This window comes from Acinetobacter sp. MD2 (assembly GCF_035615575.1).
In the GTDB taxonomy this organism is placed as follows: Bacteria; Pseudomonadota; Gammaproteobacteria; order Pseudomonadales; family Moraxellaceae; genus Acinetobacter.
This window is the reverse complement of record NZ_VTDK01000003.1, coordinates 86053-103123: the sequence shown is the minus strand read 5'-3', so window position 1 is coordinate 103123 and position 17071 is coordinate 86053. Positions and strand designations below refer to the sequence as shown.

Annotated in this window: 13 protein-coding genes and 2 tRNA genes; 6 read left to right on the top strand and 9 right to left on the bottom strand. The window is 41.6% G+C overall.

Annotation, left to right across the window (positions count from 1 at the left end):
* Positions 1-8: 8 nt before the first annotated feature.
* Positions 9-407, bottom strand: a complete 399-nt coding sequence (locus tag FXN70_RS05535; RefSeq protein ID WP_324646475.1) for a hypothetical protein — start codon at positions 405-407, stop codon at positions 9-11.
* A gap of 330 nt (positions 408-737) precedes the next feature.
* On the opposite strand from FXN70_RS05535, the gene FXN70_RS05530 reads away from it, so the two are divergent.
* The 4 genes from FXN70_RS05530 to FXN70_RS05515 all read left to right on the top strand — a co-directional run bounded on the left by FXN70_RS05530 (position 738) and on the right by FXN70_RS05515 (position 5174).
* A complete protein-coding gene (locus FXN70_RS05530) occupies positions 738-2267 on the top strand; it encodes an oligopeptide:H+ symporter (RefSeq protein WP_324646474.1) in 1530 nt (509 codons plus the stop codon).
* A gap of 4 nt (positions 2268-2271) precedes the next feature.
* Entirely contained in the window at positions 2272-4083 is a 1812-nt protein-coding gene (locus FXN70_RS05525) for an aminopeptidase P family protein (RefSeq protein ID WP_324646473.1), read from the top strand.
* A 136-nt stretch (positions 4084-4219) separates the two neighbouring features.
* On the top strand, positions 4220-4504 hold the full coding sequence (locus FXN70_RS05520; RefSeq protein WP_324646472.1) for a YciI family protein: 285 nt from the start codon (positions 4220-4222) through the stop codon (positions 4502-4504).
* Positions 4505-4529: 25 nt separating this feature from the next.
* The gene (locus FXN70_RS05515; RefSeq protein ID WP_324646471.1) at positions 4530-5174 is read left to right on the top strand and encodes a DUF2238 domain-containing protein; all 645 of its coding nucleotides are present in this window, start codon (positions 4530-4532) and stop codon (positions 5172-5174) included.
* A 77-nt stretch (positions 5175-5251) separates the two neighbouring features.
* Here FXN70_RS05515 and FXN70_RS05510 read toward each other — a convergent pair whose 3' ends face one another.
* The 7 genes from FXN70_RS05510 to FXN70_RS05480 form a co-directional block, all read right to left on the bottom strand.
* A complete protein-coding gene (locus FXN70_RS05510; RefSeq protein WP_324646470.1) occupies positions 5252-6199 on the bottom strand; it encodes an HrgA protein in 948 nt (315 codons plus the stop codon).
* Positions 6200-6277: 78 nt separating this feature from the next.
* Positions 6278-8347, bottom strand: a complete 2070-nt coding sequence (gene glyS / locus FXN70_RS05505; protein WP_324646469.1) for a glycine--tRNA ligase subunit beta — start codon at positions 8345-8347, stop codon at positions 6278-6280.
* The gene (glyQ, locus tag FXN70_RS05500) at positions 8347-9321 is read right to left on the bottom strand and encodes a glycine--tRNA ligase subunit alpha (protein WP_324646468.1); all 975 of its coding nucleotides are present in this window, start codon (positions 9319-9321) and stop codon (positions 8347-8349) included. Before glyQ ends, glyS begins: the two co-directional genes overlap by 1 nt.
* A 176-nt stretch (positions 9322-9497) precedes the next feature.
* On the bottom strand, positions 9498-9758 hold the full coding sequence (locus tag FXN70_RS05495; RefSeq protein ID WP_324646467.1) for a PspC domain-containing protein: 261 nt from the start codon (positions 9756-9758) through the stop codon (positions 9498-9500).
* A 179-nt stretch (positions 9759-9937) separates the two neighbouring features.
* Positions 9938-10013, bottom strand: a tRNA-Lys gene (locus tag FXN70_RS05490).
* Positions 10014-10097: 84 nt separating this feature from the next.
* Positions 10098-10173 (bottom strand) — tRNA-Lys (locus tag FXN70_RS05485).
* Between the two features lie 227 nt (positions 10174-10400).
* Positions 10401-13682 (bottom strand): Rne/Rng family ribonuclease, encoded by a 3282-nt coding sequence (locus FXN70_RS05480; RefSeq protein ID WP_324646466.1) that lies wholly within the window; start codon positions 13680-13682, stop codon positions 10401-10403.
* A 693-nt stretch (positions 13683-14375) separates the two neighbouring features.
* Here FXN70_RS05480 and FXN70_RS05475 point away from each other — a divergent pair.
* Positions 14376-15302 (top strand): RluA family pseudouridine synthase, encoded by a 927-nt coding sequence (locus FXN70_RS05475; protein WP_324646465.1) that lies wholly within the window; start codon positions 14376-14378, stop codon positions 15300-15302.
* Positions 15299-15961: an HAD-IA family hydrolase gene (locus tag FXN70_RS05470; protein WP_324646464.1), complete on the top strand. Its 663-nt coding sequence runs from the start codon at positions 15299-15301 to the stop codon at positions 15959-15961. The genes FXN70_RS05475 and FXN70_RS05470 overlap by 4 nt, the downstream gene beginning before the upstream one ends.
* An 18-nt stretch (positions 15962-15979) precedes the next feature.
* Here FXN70_RS05470 and FXN70_RS05465 read toward each other — a convergent pair whose 3' ends face one another.
* Positions 15980-16903 carry a LysR substrate-binding domain-containing protein gene (locus tag FXN70_RS05465; RefSeq protein ID WP_324646463.1) on the bottom strand — a complete coding sequence of 308 codons (924 nt, stop codon included), beginning with the start codon at positions 16901-16903 and terminating at the stop codon, positions 15980-15982.
* Positions 16904-17071: the final 168 nt, after the last annotated feature.

The following is a 17071-nucleotide window of genomic DNA, read 5'->3' as shown; positions in this document are numbered from 1 at the left end:
AACAATCATTATTGACTTAAGCTGCCTTGCTCAATGGGTACGTTTGTCCCTGCAGGGCGCGTACTCGTGACCACTTCTTTGGTTTGTTGCCATTTCTGTGCAGTTGCATCTTGCACTTGTTGGCTTTTTTGCTCAATGGCTTGTCCTGCCTCATTACCTAAGACTTTTGAATCATCCCATTTTCGTTGAATCGCATTTGAAGTTTTCTCAGCACCGCGCTGTGTGGCATCGCCAATACGGGTAATGGTTTTGCCTGTTTTATAAAGTAATACACGTCCTAAGCTTGGATTGTCGGGAAGTTGATTTTTAGCTTCAACTTGCGGTACATGTGCTGTTTCGGCAAAAGCAGGCGTTGCTAAGTACATTAAGCCTGTAGCTAAAAAGGTCGCGAAATATTTTTTATTCATGTTGGAAGCATCTGAATTTTGATTGAAAAAGCTATTTTAAAGCTTCTTGAACACTCAAGTCGCTATAGATGCAAAACAATACGATTTATGAACGAAAATCGTCAATTCAACCTTGGTTTTAATGACTGATTGGGTGGGTTCTTCTTATTTTTTAAAACCAAATTTTAACCTAAAGGTGAATTATTGCACTTTAAAAAAATTGAATGTTTATTTTTTATACTAAAATTCAATTAAATAGATAGACTGAATAGTCAAAATTAAGCTTAGCGTTTAATTCGATATGCTAATCTCTTTTTCTGCTAAAGCATACAGAATTTGAGGGTGCAGAAAATGCATAAGGATATTAAATCATTAGACCAAGGCTTTTTTGGGCATCCGAAACCGTTACAAGGTTTATTTCTCACGGAATTATGGGAACGTTTTTCCTATTACGGCATTCGTCCTTTATTGGTTTTATATATGACTGCAATGGTCAGTCAAGGTGGTCTAGGCTTAGACCGTGCCAATGCATCGGCAATTTTAGGTTTATTTGCAGGGTGTATTTATTTATTCACGTTAGTTGGCGGCTGGTTGTCTGACCGTTGGCTGGGTCAAGAACGTGCAGTTTGGTATGGTTCGATTATTATGGCATTGGGGCATTTATCTATTGCACTTTCTGCTGTCTTTAGTAATGCTTTCTTCTATTTTGGCTTAGTTTTATTGGTCCTTGGCTCGGGGCTTTTTAAAACCTGTATTTCTGTGATGGTGGGCAGTTTGTACCACGCACAAGACCAACGCCGTGATGCAGGCTTCTCTATTTTTTATATGGGGGTCAATACAGGTGCTTTTTTTGCGCCCTTAATTACAGGTGCATTATTGCCAGTATATGGTTGGCATGTGGGCTTTGGCATTGGTGGTATAGGCATGTTAATTGCCCTTGTCATTTTTCGTAGCATTGCCATGCCGCAAGTGGAATACCTAAAAGCACATCAGTTCCATGAACAGTTGCATGAGCGTGCCACACCGAAGCAAGCTCAAAACATCAAACGTGGGGTTATGGTTGGATTGCTTGGTTTAGCTGTGTTGATTACAGCCGTATATCAAGGTTGGTTCATCTTAAATCCTGTTGTCATTGTTGAATATTTTGCGATGGTGATTATTAGTATTGTCGCCCTTTATTTTGGCTATTTATTTTTCTTGAAAGGTTTAAATCGTACCGAAAAAAACCAAATTTTGCTGTGCTTTATTTTATTTGCGGCGGCAAGTTTGTTTTGGGCGGTATTTGAACAACAGCCAACCTCATTAAACCTATTTGCGCAAGATTATACCAATCGACATATCGGTGGTTTTGAAATTCCAACCGTTTGGTTTCAGTCGATTAATGCCATTTTTATTATTGGTTTTTCGCCAATTATTGCGGGGCTATGGATGTACCTTGCACGCCGTAACCGTGAGCCAAGCTATTTAGCAAAATTTAGTATTGCATTGGTTTTTGGTGCGCTCGGCTTTTTGGTGATGATTTTAGCAGCGCAACAAATTCTAACTCATGGTGGATTAGTTTCACCTTTATGGTTGGTGGGCTGTTTATTGTTAATGACCTTTGGTGAATTATGTTTAAGTCCTGTTGGATTATCTGCCATGACTAAACTAGCACCAAAAGGTTTAAGCGGGCAGATGATGGGAATTTGGTGTACCGCATCTGCGGTAGGCAACTTGGTTGCAGGTTGGATTGGCGGCCATGTTTCGGGTAGCCAACTAAACCAATTGCCACCCTTATTTCTTAAATGCGTCATCATCTTACTGATTAGTGCGGTGATATTGGCACTGTTACGCAAACCTATGTTACGTTTAATGCAACATCCACAAGATGAACAAGGCTAATTCAATGCATAATTTACAAGCTAATGCAGTCGATCGCTTGGCACAACTACGCGAACAAATGCAAAAAAATGGCATTGATGCCTACATTATTCCAAGTGCCGACCCACACATGTCAGAATATTTACCTGAATACTGGCAAAGCCGCTGCTGGCTGTCGGGTTTTACTGGTTCTGTCGGTACTTTAGTGGTCACACAAACCGAAGCGGGACTTTGGGTAGATGGACGCTACTGGGTACAAGCCGCGAAACAACTTGCAGGGACAGGCATTGAATTACAAAAGCAAACCCATGACCCAAATAGCACCTATTTGGCATGGTTAAGCCAAAATTTACCGCAACATTCAACGATTGCGATGGATGGTGATGTTATTTCGGCACAGCTCTATACGCAGCTAACAGCACAATTCTCTGCAAATTATCAACTCCGTTGTGACCTCGATTTAATTCATCTAATTTGGTCAGATCGTCCTGCATTGCCCAAAGCCACTATTTACAGTTTGGCTTCACAAGCAATTGCGACCCCACGCCATGAAAAGCTCGCCCAATTACGCCATGCTTTAAAGCAAAAAAATATGCAGGGGCATTTTATTTCGGCGCTTGATGACATTGCATGGTTACTCAATTTACGTGGGGCAGATGTCGAATTTAATCCTGTATTTTTGGCGCATTTTTATTTAGATACGGCACAAACCGCAATTTTATTTGTCGATGTGGATAAACTCGATGCACAGCTTCAAGCAGCTTTAGCCGCAGATGGTATTCAAATTTTGCCGTATGATGTAAGCAAAGACATCTTAAAAACATTAGATATTACAAGCTTGTGGATTGATGCGGCGAAGGTTTCAATTGCACATTTACAAGCCTGCCCAAGTACAGTCAATATCATGCGTGAAGTGAATCCAACCACGCTATTTAAGTCGCAAAAGAGCGAACTTGAAATTGAAAATATGCGCCAAACCATGTTGCAAGATGGTATTGCGTTGGCACAGTTTTTCGCATGGTTAGAACAGGCTTTGGCGGCTAAAGAAAGGATAAATGAACTCACCATTGATGAGCGCTTAACGGCATATCGGGCGCAGCAAAACGGCTTTTTAGGTTTAAGTTTTGCAACCATTGCCGGTTTTAATGAAAATGGTGCATTGCCACATTATCGTGCCACAAACGATGCCTTTGCACAGATTGAAGAGCAAGGGTTATTGCTGATTGATTCAGGCGGGCAGTATCAAACAGGCACGACTGACATTACTCGTGTGATACCCATTGGCGAGCCAACGGCTGCACAGCGCAGCGATTATACCTTGGTGTTAAAAGCTCATATTGCTTTGGCACAAACGGTATTCCCCGAAGGCATTGCTGCGCCCTTGCTAGACAGTATTTGCCGCAAAGAATTGTGGCAGGCACAATTAGATTATCGACACGGGACAGGGCATGGAGTTGGTTTTGCTTTGAACGTACATGAAGGGCCACAGGTATTGTCTTACTATGCCCCAATTACTGCACATTCAGGCATGAAAGTAGGCATGATTACTTCGAATGAACCAGGATTGTACCGTGAAGGGCAATGGGGCATTCGCCTCGAAAACTTGGTGGTGAATCAGCCGATGCCAAATGCCAACACAGGCTATGGTAATTTCTTGTATTTTGAAAACTTAACCTTATGCCCATTCGATTATCGTTGTATTGATTTAACGATGTTGAGCGCATCTGAATTGGCATGGCTAAATGACTATCATGCATTGGTTTGGGAGAAATTGTCGCCACATGTGGTGGATGATGCCAAAGCATGGCTTGCGCAAATGACCGCACCTTTAGCATAAAAGCTGTATTGATGAATACACCCTTTCGAGGGTGTTTTTATTGCAGATTGCATATTTGCTGTATAGGATAAAAATTTAGGATAAACAATTATATACTCTAGTTTTTAAAACATAACTAATAAATTAGGAACCCAAAATGATTATTGTCACCCTCACTTATAAAAAACCATTGACCGAAATAGATGCACAACTGAACGCACATCTTGCATTTTTAGATGCCTATTATGCCCAAAAGAAATTTTTAGCATCGGGACGTAGAGAAAACCGTGTTGGTGGTGTCATTTTAGTATTGAGCAACTCGATTCAAGAAGCTGAAGCAATCATGAAAAATGATCCATTTTATGTGCATGATCTCGCTGATTATGATTTTATGCGGTTTGAGCCATCAAAGGCGTTGGATGAGCTAAAAGCATTATTTTAATTTTAACAATCTAGAGCCGAATGATATGAATAAAAATAAATGGATTGCGATATGTGTGCTGTTATTGCTGATTGGCATTGCATCTGTTAATCCACTCGAGATGCACTCCTATTTACTGCATCAGCTTGGAACATTTGTCATGCTGATCGGTTTATTTTATGCGAATGCTAAGATTAAAATCAGTACGCTTGCTTTTAATCTGTATTGTGCGTTCTTGGCTGTGCATGTTTTAGCGGCTCATTATTTGTATTCCTATGTGCCTTACCAACTTTGGACGGAGACTTTATTTAAGGTCAATATTGATGAAGTTTTTGGTTGGCAACGCAATATGTTTGATCGCTTGGTGCATTTTTCTTATGGTTTGTTGCTTTTTCCATTTTTTTATCAGGTCTTTGAAGCTTGGTTAAAGCCACTACAGCACTACAAAAAAACAGTTTTGGTGTGCATGATGTGGGTGATGGCAAGCAGTATGTTATATGAATTACTAGAATGGTGGATTGCAATTGGCATGTCTGCCGAAGAAGCCGAGAAATATAATGGGCAACAAGGCGACATGTGGGATGCACATAAGGATATGTTATTTGCCGTTATTGGCAGTATTGTAGCTTGGCTAGTTTTCCCTCAGAAGATGCTGAAAGCGAAAGAGTATAAATGCACAAGCTTGGTTTGATGCATTGAAAAGTTTAGAAGAAATTAAAGCGTTGGTTTAAGTTAAAAATAAAGGGATCTATAAAAGATCCCCTATTCTTAATGATTCCAATCCTGTGTACGAATACGACCCGTTTGATAATATATCGATACAAGCTCAATAAAGTTTTTGAAGTCCGCATTTTCATTCACAATACGATTAATGGATTGCCAATCAACTTCGGTGCGTCTGCGTGCTGGTAATAGAATTTCACTTTCAGTTGGGTTATCTGGGGTTAATAATATGACGCCAATACCATGTAATGCAGATAACATGCGGAGTTCATCTTCAACTTCGCTCGTAGAAATTGAGGTAGCAACTAAATATCCCTCGTTTGCCCAGCTTGAATTACTTACCGCTTGGAAAAAGCTACTACGAATATTGGAACTATTAAGTTCTTTTTTGACTTCAAATGACCATAAGCGGACATTTTGTCCTGAACTATGCTTAACACAACTTTTAACTAGATCATTCCAGTGCTTGTCTAAAGGTTGCATGGCAACAATATCAGGATGTAACCATTGATTACCATTTTGTCCTCGAGAATTTTTAGAGCGTTTTTCATCAATTCTAAGACAATATAAATTGAGTTCTGATTTTAGAAACTCGACAAGCAGAGGATATAAACTGTGTTCAGAATAAGTGTTTGATGTTAAACAAGTGCTTGTTAATTCTGCGAGTTTTTCAGTTTCATCTATTGTTTGAGTTGTTGATAAATTCTCATTCATTTTTGAAGAATCGTACCAAAATAACCGTGGACGAGGTTGATCTTGCCAATGGACGTATTCACAGTATTTCAGCATAGCAAAACGATCATTTCCTAATTCGGCAATAACTTGCTGGATAAAATCCTGATCATTGTTAAATCGTGGGTTGTTTCTTTTTTCGGCATAAATATTAGGAAATTTCTGGATTAGTTCTAATGTTAAGTCTCTAGCTATAAATTTCTTATTAGGTTGTGATTTTAAAATTTCAATCATTCGTTGTGGTAGTGATAATCTTGACATTTTTTCACGGTAATTAAGATAAAGAAAACCCCACTATTATTAGCAGGGTTTCTAAATTCATTCAATGAATTACAAAGTTTAACCCTGCAACACACTCACATCAGCAACAGCAATAAACAACGCACGCAACTGAGCCAACAAGCGTAAACGATTGGCTTTCAACTCTGCATCATCTGCCATCACCATTACACCTTCAAAGAAGGCATCAATTGGCGCACGCAATGTAGCAAGTTTAGACAGCGCAGCCGTATAATCTTTGGCTGCCAATAATGGTTCTACCACAGGTGTGACCGCAGACAATTCAGCAAATAATGCTTTTTCAGCATCTTCAACTAAATTGGCTTCAACTACAGCACCTTCTGGCAATGTTTCTTTTGCCAAAATATTCGCAACACGTTTATTTGCAGCAGCAAGCGCAGCCGCTTCAGGTAATGTACGGAAGTGGTTAACAGCATTGACACGCTTGTCAAAATCAAGTGGCGATTTTGGTGCAAGTGCTTGCACAGCTTGTAAAACATCTACCGCAACGCCTTGATCTTCATACTTGGCACGGTAACGACCTTCTAGGAATGTCACCGCATCAGCACGGGTTTTGTCGTGATCTTTCACGATCTCGCCATAACCTTGAAGTGCAAGATTCACCAGTGCTTCGATGGTCACGTCCAATTCATTTTCAATGATCAAACGTAAAATACCAATCGCAGAACGGCGCAGAGCAAACGGGTCTTTTGAACCTGTAGGCGCTTGTCCAATCCCAAAAATACCGACCAATGTATCTAAACGGTCGGCAAGGGCAAGCGTGGTACCTGTTTTGCTTTTTGGCAAAAAATCGCCTGCAAATTTAGGTAAATATTGCTCGCCTAAAGCTTCGCTGACTTCAGCATTTTCACCTTCAAGACGTGCATAGTAAGTTCCTGCAATGCCTTGAAGTTCTGGAAATTCACCGACCAATTCAGAGGTTAAATCGCATTTTGCTAGTAAAGCTGCTTTTTCAGCATCAGCAGGATTTGCACCAGTGATTGAAGACAACGCAATCGCAAGTTTGGCAATACGCTGTGATTTATCCCAAAGTGTACCCAATTGCGCTTGGAAGACCATATTGGCAAGCTTCTCTGAGCGTGATGCCAGTGGTTGCTTTTGGTCTTGCAAGAAGAAGAATTCAGCATCCGACAAACGTGGACGCACCACTTTTTCGTTGCCTTCAATAATTTGTGCAGGGTCTTTCGATTCAATATTCGACACGGTAATAAAATACGGCTGTAATTTATTCTCGCTGTTCACCAAGCAGAAATATTTTTGGTTGTCTTGCATGGTGGTAATTAACGCTTCTTGCGGAACAGCAAGGAAGCGTTCTTCAAAACTGGCACGCAGTGCAACAGGCCATTCCACCAATGCAGTCACTTCATCACGTAAGTCGCTTGGTACAATCGCAATAGCATTCACTTCATCTGCCAACGCTTTGACTTGTTGGTCGATGATGGTTTGACGTTCTTCAAAATTCGCCACAACTTTAGCATTGCGTAGCGCATCTAAATATTGATCAGGATGGCTGATTTGAATAGCTTTAGGGGCATGGAAACGATGACCATAGCTCAAGTTAGATGCTTGATGATCTTGAATCGTTGCATTGACAACTTGATCATCTTTCAGTAACAACACCCATTTTACAGGACGTACAAATTCGGTACGGCTTGCCGCAGAACGCATACGTTTTGCAATCGGTAAATTGTCTAAAGCTGTTTGTAAAATTTGTGGCAATAACGCATCAAGGCTTTGACCTTGTACATCTTTTAAATAGCAAACTTTTTCAACTTTACCCGCTTGAAACGTCGATACTTGATCGGCTGTAATGCCTTGACCACGCATAAAGCCTTCAAGCGCTTTGGTTGGCTTGCCTTCGGCATCGTAAGCGGTTTGCACAGCAGGACCGTCAAAACGTTTTTGTGTATCGGCTTGTGCGCCATCTACATCAATAATTTTAAGCGCTAAACGGCGTGGTGCAGCATAAGCTTCGATTGATGCAAAGTTTAAGCCTGCATCTTTTAAACCTTTTACTGTTTCTGCTTGTAGGGCATCACGTAAGGTTTTTAAGCTTTTAGGCGGAAGTTCTTCACAGCCCAATTCAAATAATACGGTATGTTGGGTCATTAGTTTTTCTCCGCTTTTGCATCGCTTTCAACTTGTGCTTTGAGCTGTGCCAAAACTTCATCACGTAACGCAGGTTCAGCCATTGGGAAACCGAGTTCCGCACGCGCTTGTACATAGCTTTGTGCAATAGCACGCGCAAGGGTACGCACACGTAAAATATAACGCTGACGTTCTGTGACTGAAATTGCACCACGTGCATCTAACAAGTTAAAGCTATGTGATGCTTTCACCACTTGCTCATACGCAGGCAGTGGTAGTTTCGCCTCAATTAAGCGGGTTGCTTCAGCTTCATAAAAGTCGAATAATTCAAATAGTTTTTCGACATTGGCATATTCAAAGTTATAGGTCGATTGTTCCACTTCATTTTGATGGAACACATCGCCATAGGTCACGGTACCAAACTGACCTTTCGTCCAAACCAAATCATATACCGAATCAACCCCTTGCAAATACATCGCAAGACGTTCTAAACCGTAAGTGATTTCACCTGTGACAGGGTAACACTCAACACCACCGACTTGTTGGAAGTAAGTAAACTGCGTCACTTCCATACCATTTAACCAAACTTCCCAACCTAAGCCCCATGCGCCTAATGTTGGTGATTCCCAGTTGTCTTCCACAAAGCGAATATCGTGAGTTAAGGTATCAATACCAATCGCTTTTAAAGAATCCAAATACAACTGTTGGATGTTATCTGGATTTGGTTTTAACACCACTTGGAATTGATAATAGTGCTGTAAACGGTTTGGGTTTTCACCATAACGCCCATCTTTAGGACGGCGTGAGGGTTGCACATAGGCAGCATTCCATGTTTCAGGGCCAAGTGCACGGAGGAAGGTTGCAGTGTGGAATGTACCTGCACCCATTTCCATGTCGTAAGGTTGTAAAATGACGCAACCTTGTTCAGCCCAGTAGTTTTGTAAGGCAAGAATTAAGCCTTGAAATGTATCAATATGAGAGATGGCGCGACTCATGGTGCATCCATAATTTATGCGAAAAAATTGGTATTAAGTATAAGGATTTTGGCGAGGTGTGGCAAAGGTTCTGTGATGGAGAGTAAGAAATAAACGCAAGCAATATGGTGAGCATTGACCATGCTACACCATATATAAAACCTTTATAAAAAACGTATTTTTAAAACTTTACTGTTTTATTGGCGTTCATAGACTGTACGAATAGGATGTGTGTAGCCTTGTACCTGTTCGGCTGCTACTTTGATATTTTGTTTTGGCATCAGCATCCATAAAATTAAATAGACCAAAATTCCTGGAAATGCAGCACTCATCACTGAAACGAGTACAAACAAAATGCGTAGGATATTGGCATTCCACCCAAAACGCTCGGCAATCCCACCCATTACCCCTGCAATGACATGCTGACGGCGTGAGCGATATAAACCTGCTTGGGACATAAACTTCTCCTTAAATTAAAAGATTAGCATTAATTTTAATTTTCTCTAATTTAATTTGGGGCAAGAAGGGATAGATTTAAAGGGGAATTTTTCGAAAAAATGTTAAGTGATGTAATAATATGGAGAAATTAAGAATTTTAGCCATAAAAAAACCCTCTAATAAGAGGGTTTTTAAAATATGGTGGGTCGTCCGCGATTCGAACGCGGGACCAACGGATTAAAAGTCCGCTGCTCTACCAGCTGAGCTAACGACCCTGAGTCAGGAAGAGTAAAACCATGTTTTACTTGATTTAAGATTTTTAATTAACCTTAATTTCCTTAGCAGGTCAAAACAATAAATGGTGGGTCGTCCGCGATTCGAACGCGGGACCAACGGATTAAAAGTCCGCTGCTCTACCAGCTGAGCTAACGACCCATATCGTCTTGATGGTGCGTATTGTAGCAAGATATTAAAAAATGACAAGTAAAAAATCAATCACAATGCAATAACTGTATATAAAAGATGCAAAATAGTTCTTTTAGTCTAAAATATCGGCAAGATTAGAGATTTTTTAGAGAAGCAGGTGGGTGTAGGAGAAGGGTGTGAGCCAATAAAAAACCGTCTTAGTTTGACTAAGACGGTTTTTTTACAGCAACCGAAAATTATTCAGTTGGTGTTGCAGTTGCTTTTTTTGGTGGGCGACCACGCGGACGACGTGGACGAGCAGGTTTGTCTGCGGTGTCAGCCACTTTTACTTCTTGTTCTGATTCAGCATCTGTATTCACCACAGTCTGTTCGGCTGCGACCTCAACAGGCGTTGTTGGCGTTTCAACGATGGCAGCAGGTGTTGTTTCTACAGAAACTGCTGCTGTGCTTGGTTCAACAGTTGTTGCCTGAGCTTGAGCCGCTTCATCTTTTAAATGCTGTGCTTTGGCTTGTTCATGCGCTTGTTCGGCAGCAAGTTTAGCTAAACGGCGGCGTTCACGAGGGTCGTTCGCAACACGTACCTGTGGTTCTTGCGGTGGTGTTAAAGCAAGTACAGGTGCAGGTTCTGCTTCAATTGTAACTTTGGTTGGTACAACAGAATCGCGTGTTACAGGTGCTTTTTCCGCTTGAGCGATAGGTGATGTTGCCGCTTCAGCTGCATAGTTGGCACTAAATTTTGCCAATGCGCGGTTGAAGGTTGGAATTAAGCCAAATTGCTCAATCAGTACCGAACAATCTTCGCCATAGGCATGACGGATCAGGCTGCCGACTGTGTAATTTGCCAAAGCTGGAATTTGGCTTGGGCGAATGTTGGCAACAGCAGGTGCTTGTTGTGCTGCCTGCTTGTTACGGCGGCGACTACGCGGATCATTTGCAGCACGTTTTGGCGCTTGCGCAACTTGTGCTTGTTCCACAGGTGCAGTTGGTTTCACTTGCTCAGGTTTTGCTTCCACCACTGTTTCTTCTGCTACAGCGTTCACTTTTGGCTGCTCTTTTTTGGCAGGACGTTCACGTTGTGTCGGTGCAGATGGTGCTAAGGCAACAATTTCACGTGTTGCTTGGTCAGCATTGACAATTAATGCTGTTGCCATTTCGCTATTACGCGGCACATCAACCAATTCCACTTTAATAGCGGCAGGCGCTGGCGCAGCGATAGCTGTTACAGGTGCTTCAATCGTTGGAGCAGTAACAGTTGCTGCTTCATTATTGTTTTGCAACACGCTTGGGTCACGGTGGCGATTTGGACGTTGTGGACGTTGTTGATTACGGTCACGACGTGGTACAGCAACAGCTTCGGTTTGTGTCTGATGGTTTTGATTTTGTTCAGACTGTGGTACTTCTGGTTGTTGACGTTTTTGTTGACGCTTTAACTCACGCATTTCATGGCGTGACAATTGCACAACTTCTTCGTGAACTTGGTGGGTTTGTTCTGTTTGAACTTCACGGTTTTCACGGTGGTGTTGCTTGTTGTTACGCTTTTTGTTTTGACGTTGGTTTTTATCGTCTTTCTCATCACGTTTTTCTGTTTTTACCGCAACAGAAGACGCTGAAAGATAAGCGTTGTTGGCATTTTGCTGTGCTGCACGTGGTGCTTCAATCTGTTGTGGTTGTGCCACAGCCGTTGTTGTAGGGACTTGTCCAAATTGTCCACGGCTTACTGCACCGTTATTCACCATTTGTTCAATGGCTGCTGCGGCATTGTTTGCACTGCGAGATTGATCGATGGTTTGAGCTTGTTTTTGTACAAACAAGTTTTCAAGCCATGCACATGGGCTATTTGGCTGAGTGGCAGCAGCTTGTTTCGCGACCACAGGAGCATTTGTCGCAACCGTTTCTTTTTCGGCAGTTGGTGCTGATTTTTTCACGTTACGGTTTTGCTGTGTATTTACAGCAGGCGCTTCGTGTTCTTCAATATGCCATTCAGAGGCTTCATAACCCAATTCTTTTTCGCTTGAACGGGTTGCTTCTGTGCGTTCATAACTTGTTGGTGCAAAACCTTCAGGGTTATATTGAATTTCGTAATGTGGTGTTTCTAAATGTGGATGTGGCAGTACAGTCACACGTACATTCGACGTTTGTTCTAAATACACCAAACTATGGCGTTTTTCATTGAGTAAGAAGGCTGCAATTTCAACAGGAACTTCAACTTGCACTTCGCCATGACGTTCACGTAGTGCAATTTCTTCGACTTTACGCATAATCGATAACGACAATGAACGTACATCACGTACCATACCTGTGCCATGGCAACGTGGGCAAACATAGCCTGTTGCTTCTTCTAAAGAAGGGCGTAAGCGTTGGCGGCTCATTTCCATTAAACCAAAACGTGACAATTGACCAAACTGAATACGTGCGCGGTCACTTTGGGTTGCTTCGCGTAATTTGGCTTCAACCATACGTTGGTTGCGTTCTTTGCTCATGTCGATAAAGTCGATCACGACCAAGCCGCCAATATCACGTAAACGTAATTGGCGTGCAATTTCTTCGGCTGCTTCTAAGTTGGTATTTAATGCTGTTTCTTCAACATCATGACCACGGGTCGATTTTGCCGAGTTAATATCAATTGAAACCAAAGCTTCGGTTTGGTCAATTACAATTGAACCACCAGAAGGCAGTTTTACTTCACGTTCGTAAGCAGTTTGAATTTGGCTTTCAATACCAAAGTGTGCAAACAACGGTTCGTTGAGTGTATAGGTTTTAAGTTTATCTAATTGATTTGGCATGACTGCTTTAACAAAGTTATAGGCTTCGTTAAACGCTTGCTCGCTATCAATTAAAATTTCAGCAACATCGTCACGTAAATAGTCACGAATCGCGCGTGTTACGACACCGGCTTCTTGATGTACCAACATTGGCGATGGACCTGTATTGGCACTGTTTTGAATTTGTGCCCAAAGATCCAACAAGTGTTGTAAGTCGAGTTGCAATTCTTCTTGGCTACGACCAATGCCTGCGGTACGCACAATTACGCTCATGCCACGAGGAACATTAAGTGACGCCAACATTTCTTTGAGTTCTTCACGCACCGAACCTGAAATTTGACGGCTAATGCCACCGCCTTTCGGATTATTTGGCATGAGCACCAAGTAGCGGCCTGCAAGCGAAATATACGTTGAAAGTGCAGCACCTTTGTTGCCACGCTCTTCTTTTTCAACTTGGACTAAAAGCTCAGTGCCTTCTGTGATGAGTTCACGAATATTGGTGGTTTCGCGTGGGTCGGCGCTAAAGTAGTTGCGGGCAATTTCGCGCATCGACAAAAAGCCTTGACGCTGTGCACCATATTCAACAAAGACAGCTTCTAAAGAAGGTTCTACGCGGGTGACATGACCTTTATAGATATTTGATTTTTTTTGTTCACGGGTACGGTTTTCAAGGTCAAAGTCATAAAGGCGGTGACCTGTGATAAGTGCAACACGAACTTCTTCGGCATGTGTTGCATTAATCAGCATACGTTTCATGGGTATATACCTAATCGTTGAAGCACAACGACAAGTCTATTATTACGCTGTAAATCTCAAGTAAGACGGGGTAACTCTTATGCATTTGGTGGCATATATGATTTACTTTCCAACGTAACCGTTGGTTCGTGGTACTTGATTCGATTTAAAACAGCGCTTTAATCCTTACCCGACAATGTCCTGATGACCTAGAGGCGAACGCGGTGTATGCTGTGCCACAGATTTTTTAAAGGTTCGATACGGAATGTTCATCGTATCGAAATCTAATGGCAACAGGGGCAATACATCTTGTGCTTTTGCCTGTAGTTGGGGTCAGGAAAGACTTGTTCGATGTGTTTTCAGTTTACAATTAAAAAGCTAGCCTAAACTAGCAACATGTGTTTGGGGTAAGCTGTTTTGCATGCAAAAGTGCAAATTTACGCAACAGCTTACAAATTTGCCGATATAATAAGCCTTCGGCGTCGGCATATTCTTTTGGGACCTTTCCGAGCTTTAAGGTGGATAATCTTGATCTTAACCATTCATGATTTTGAATTGGCTGATAATTTATCCACATACGGCGGTATCCGTGCGCTGACTATATCAAACCTTATGGCATCTGCCTATGGGCTAAACAGAAGATTATTGTGAAAAAATAGGGCTAAGTGATTAAATTTTGCCCAAATCATTCAAATTTAAGGTTGAATAAGTTGTATGAATAGCGACCAGCAGTGGCAAAGTGTGACATGGTTTGAGGTTGATGAGCATCAAGCCGGACAGCGAATCGATAATTTTTTATTTACACGTTTAAAAGGCGTGCCAAAAAGTCGAATTTATCGCCTGATCCGTGAAAGCCAAGTGCGGGTCAATAAAAAAAGAATTAAAGCAGAAACACGTTTAAATATTGGCGACCAAATTCGCGTAGCGCCCATCCGTTACGAGCAAAAAGATGAAACAGCCGCACCTGTAAGTGACAGCGTCGCCAAAAGCTTGCTCAGCCGTGTGGTTTATGAAGATGAAGGTTTGTTAGTGATCAATAAACCTTCTGGAATTGCCGTGCATGGTGGTAGCGGTGTGGCTTATGGTCTGATTGAGGCCTTACGTGCGGCAACAGGTAAAAAATATTTAGAGCTGATTCATCGAATTGACCGTGACACCTCAGGTTTGGTGATGATCAGTAAAAAACGTAGCACGCTGAAACATCTACAAGATTTATTGCGTGAGCATAAAATTCGTAAAACCTATGCGGCCATTGTGAAAGGGCAGGTCAGTTTAGATCAACAGTTAATTGATGCACCACTACACCGCTACGAACTTGCCAATGGCGAGCGTCGTGTTCGTGTTTCTAAAGAAGGTAAGCCGAGCCAAACTGAATGGAAAGTTGCAAAACGCTTTAAACAAGCAACTTTGGTATATGCATCGCCTTTGTCGGGGCGGACACATCAAATTCGTGTGCATGGTTTAAGTATTGGTCACCCCTTAATTGGTGATGATAAATATGGGCATACTACCCCTTATGCAGGCCCCGCAGCGCGCCGCTTATGTTTGCATGCAATGCGTTTAGAAATTCCTGATTATCCAATAATTGAAGCGCCGTTACCTGAAGATATGCAACAGGTATTGGCTGAGCTTAAAAAATGAAAATTGCACCTGTACAACTGCTGATTTTTGATTGGGATGGCACTTTATTTGATTCGGTCGGGCAAATCGTCCATAGCCTGATGCATGCTGCGGCTAAGTTTTCTCAGCCTTTAACGAAAGATGCTGCAAAAAATATTATCGGTTTGGGCTTGCCTGAGGTTATGCAAAGTTTATTTCCGAATGTGCCTGAGTTGCATCAATCTATTTTGGATGCCTATGCGAGCCATTATGTTGAGCATTCCAAGAATGACCATTGGTTTGATGGTGTAGCTGAAATGCTACACGACTTAAAACAGCAAGGTGTAAAGTTAGCAGTGGCTACGGGAAAAAGTCGTCGTGGTTTAGATCGCGTGTTGACGAAAACTCAAAGTCACGATTTATTCGAGATTACGCGGGCCGCAAGTGAGACACAGTCCAAGCCTCATCCACAAATGTTGCAAGAAATTTTAGCGCATACGGGCGTGCTGGCTCAGAATGCGATTATGGTTGGTGACACCAGTTATGACTTACAAATGGCGCAGCATATTGCAATGCCGCGCGTAGGGGTGAGTTATGGTGTACATCCGTCTTTAACGCTAGAACAATATCAACCTCTGACTATTGTGGATGATATTGCAGCGTTACATCAGTTTTTAAACGGTCAGATAACCGTTGAATGATGATGGAAATGGGCGAATTTAGCCCATTTCTTTTGCGAGTTTAAGTTCAAATTGTTGTGCTAAAACCGATAAAAACTTATCTACTGCAATATTATTATTGTGTTTACGATAATTGACATAAAGGTCTATCGTTGGTAGCTCGCAGTCGAGTTGACGCACGGCAATATGGTCAAGCTTAATCAGTGGGTCAAGATATTCAGGTAAAATTGAGCTGCCTTCCCCTCGTTTGATCGCACTAATGATTTCATTCAGTGTTTCATACTTCTTATTTATTTTGGGGGTTAGTTTATTACGCGCTAAAAATTGAAGAATGGTTTGATTTAACACAACATACGAAGGTGCATTGACGATGATTAAGTCTTGCTGTTGCAATTGTGCTAATGAAATCGTATCTAATTCTGAAAGGGGATGATTCTCTGCTAACATAATGGCAAGCGTATCATTAAAGACAACATGACTCATTAAATCGTCATCGCCACTGAGTTTGTCTCGTGAAAAAATAATATCAAAATCACCACGTTTGAGTGCTTTAAGTTGCTCCTGTTCTTGTCGCTGTTCTTGTAAGAGTTCTAGCTCCACATGAATATCTGGTATTTGTAAGCGAAGTTGTGGCAAAACTTTTGGAAACACTCGCACTTCTGCTGTGGCAATAAACCCAATTCGTAACGTTTTTTGCTTTCTTAGATGAATTTGGCGTGCCATTTGTACCGCTTTTTCTGCTTGCATTAACGTCAGGCGCGCTTGTTCAAGAAAAACTGCACCTTCTTCTGTGAGTTCGACTTTACGTTTAGTTCGATTTAAAAGACGAACTCCAATTTCATCTTCTAAATCTTTAATTTGTTGGCTTAAGGAGGGCTGAGCTGTGTAAAGCTTTAGTGCAGCACGACTAAAATTAAGTTCTTCTGCAACTGTTATAAAATATCGAAGGTGGCGTAGTTCCATTAAACCGATCCAACACAAACTTAAGATTTATCGAAGCATAAGTATAATCGAAACCATACCTACGCATAGTCCCAAACACGAAATTCAGCTTGAAAAGAACAAGAATTAAAAAATTACCAAAGCATTAATGTTTTTGTTTTTATTTTTCGTCATATTGACACAGATAAT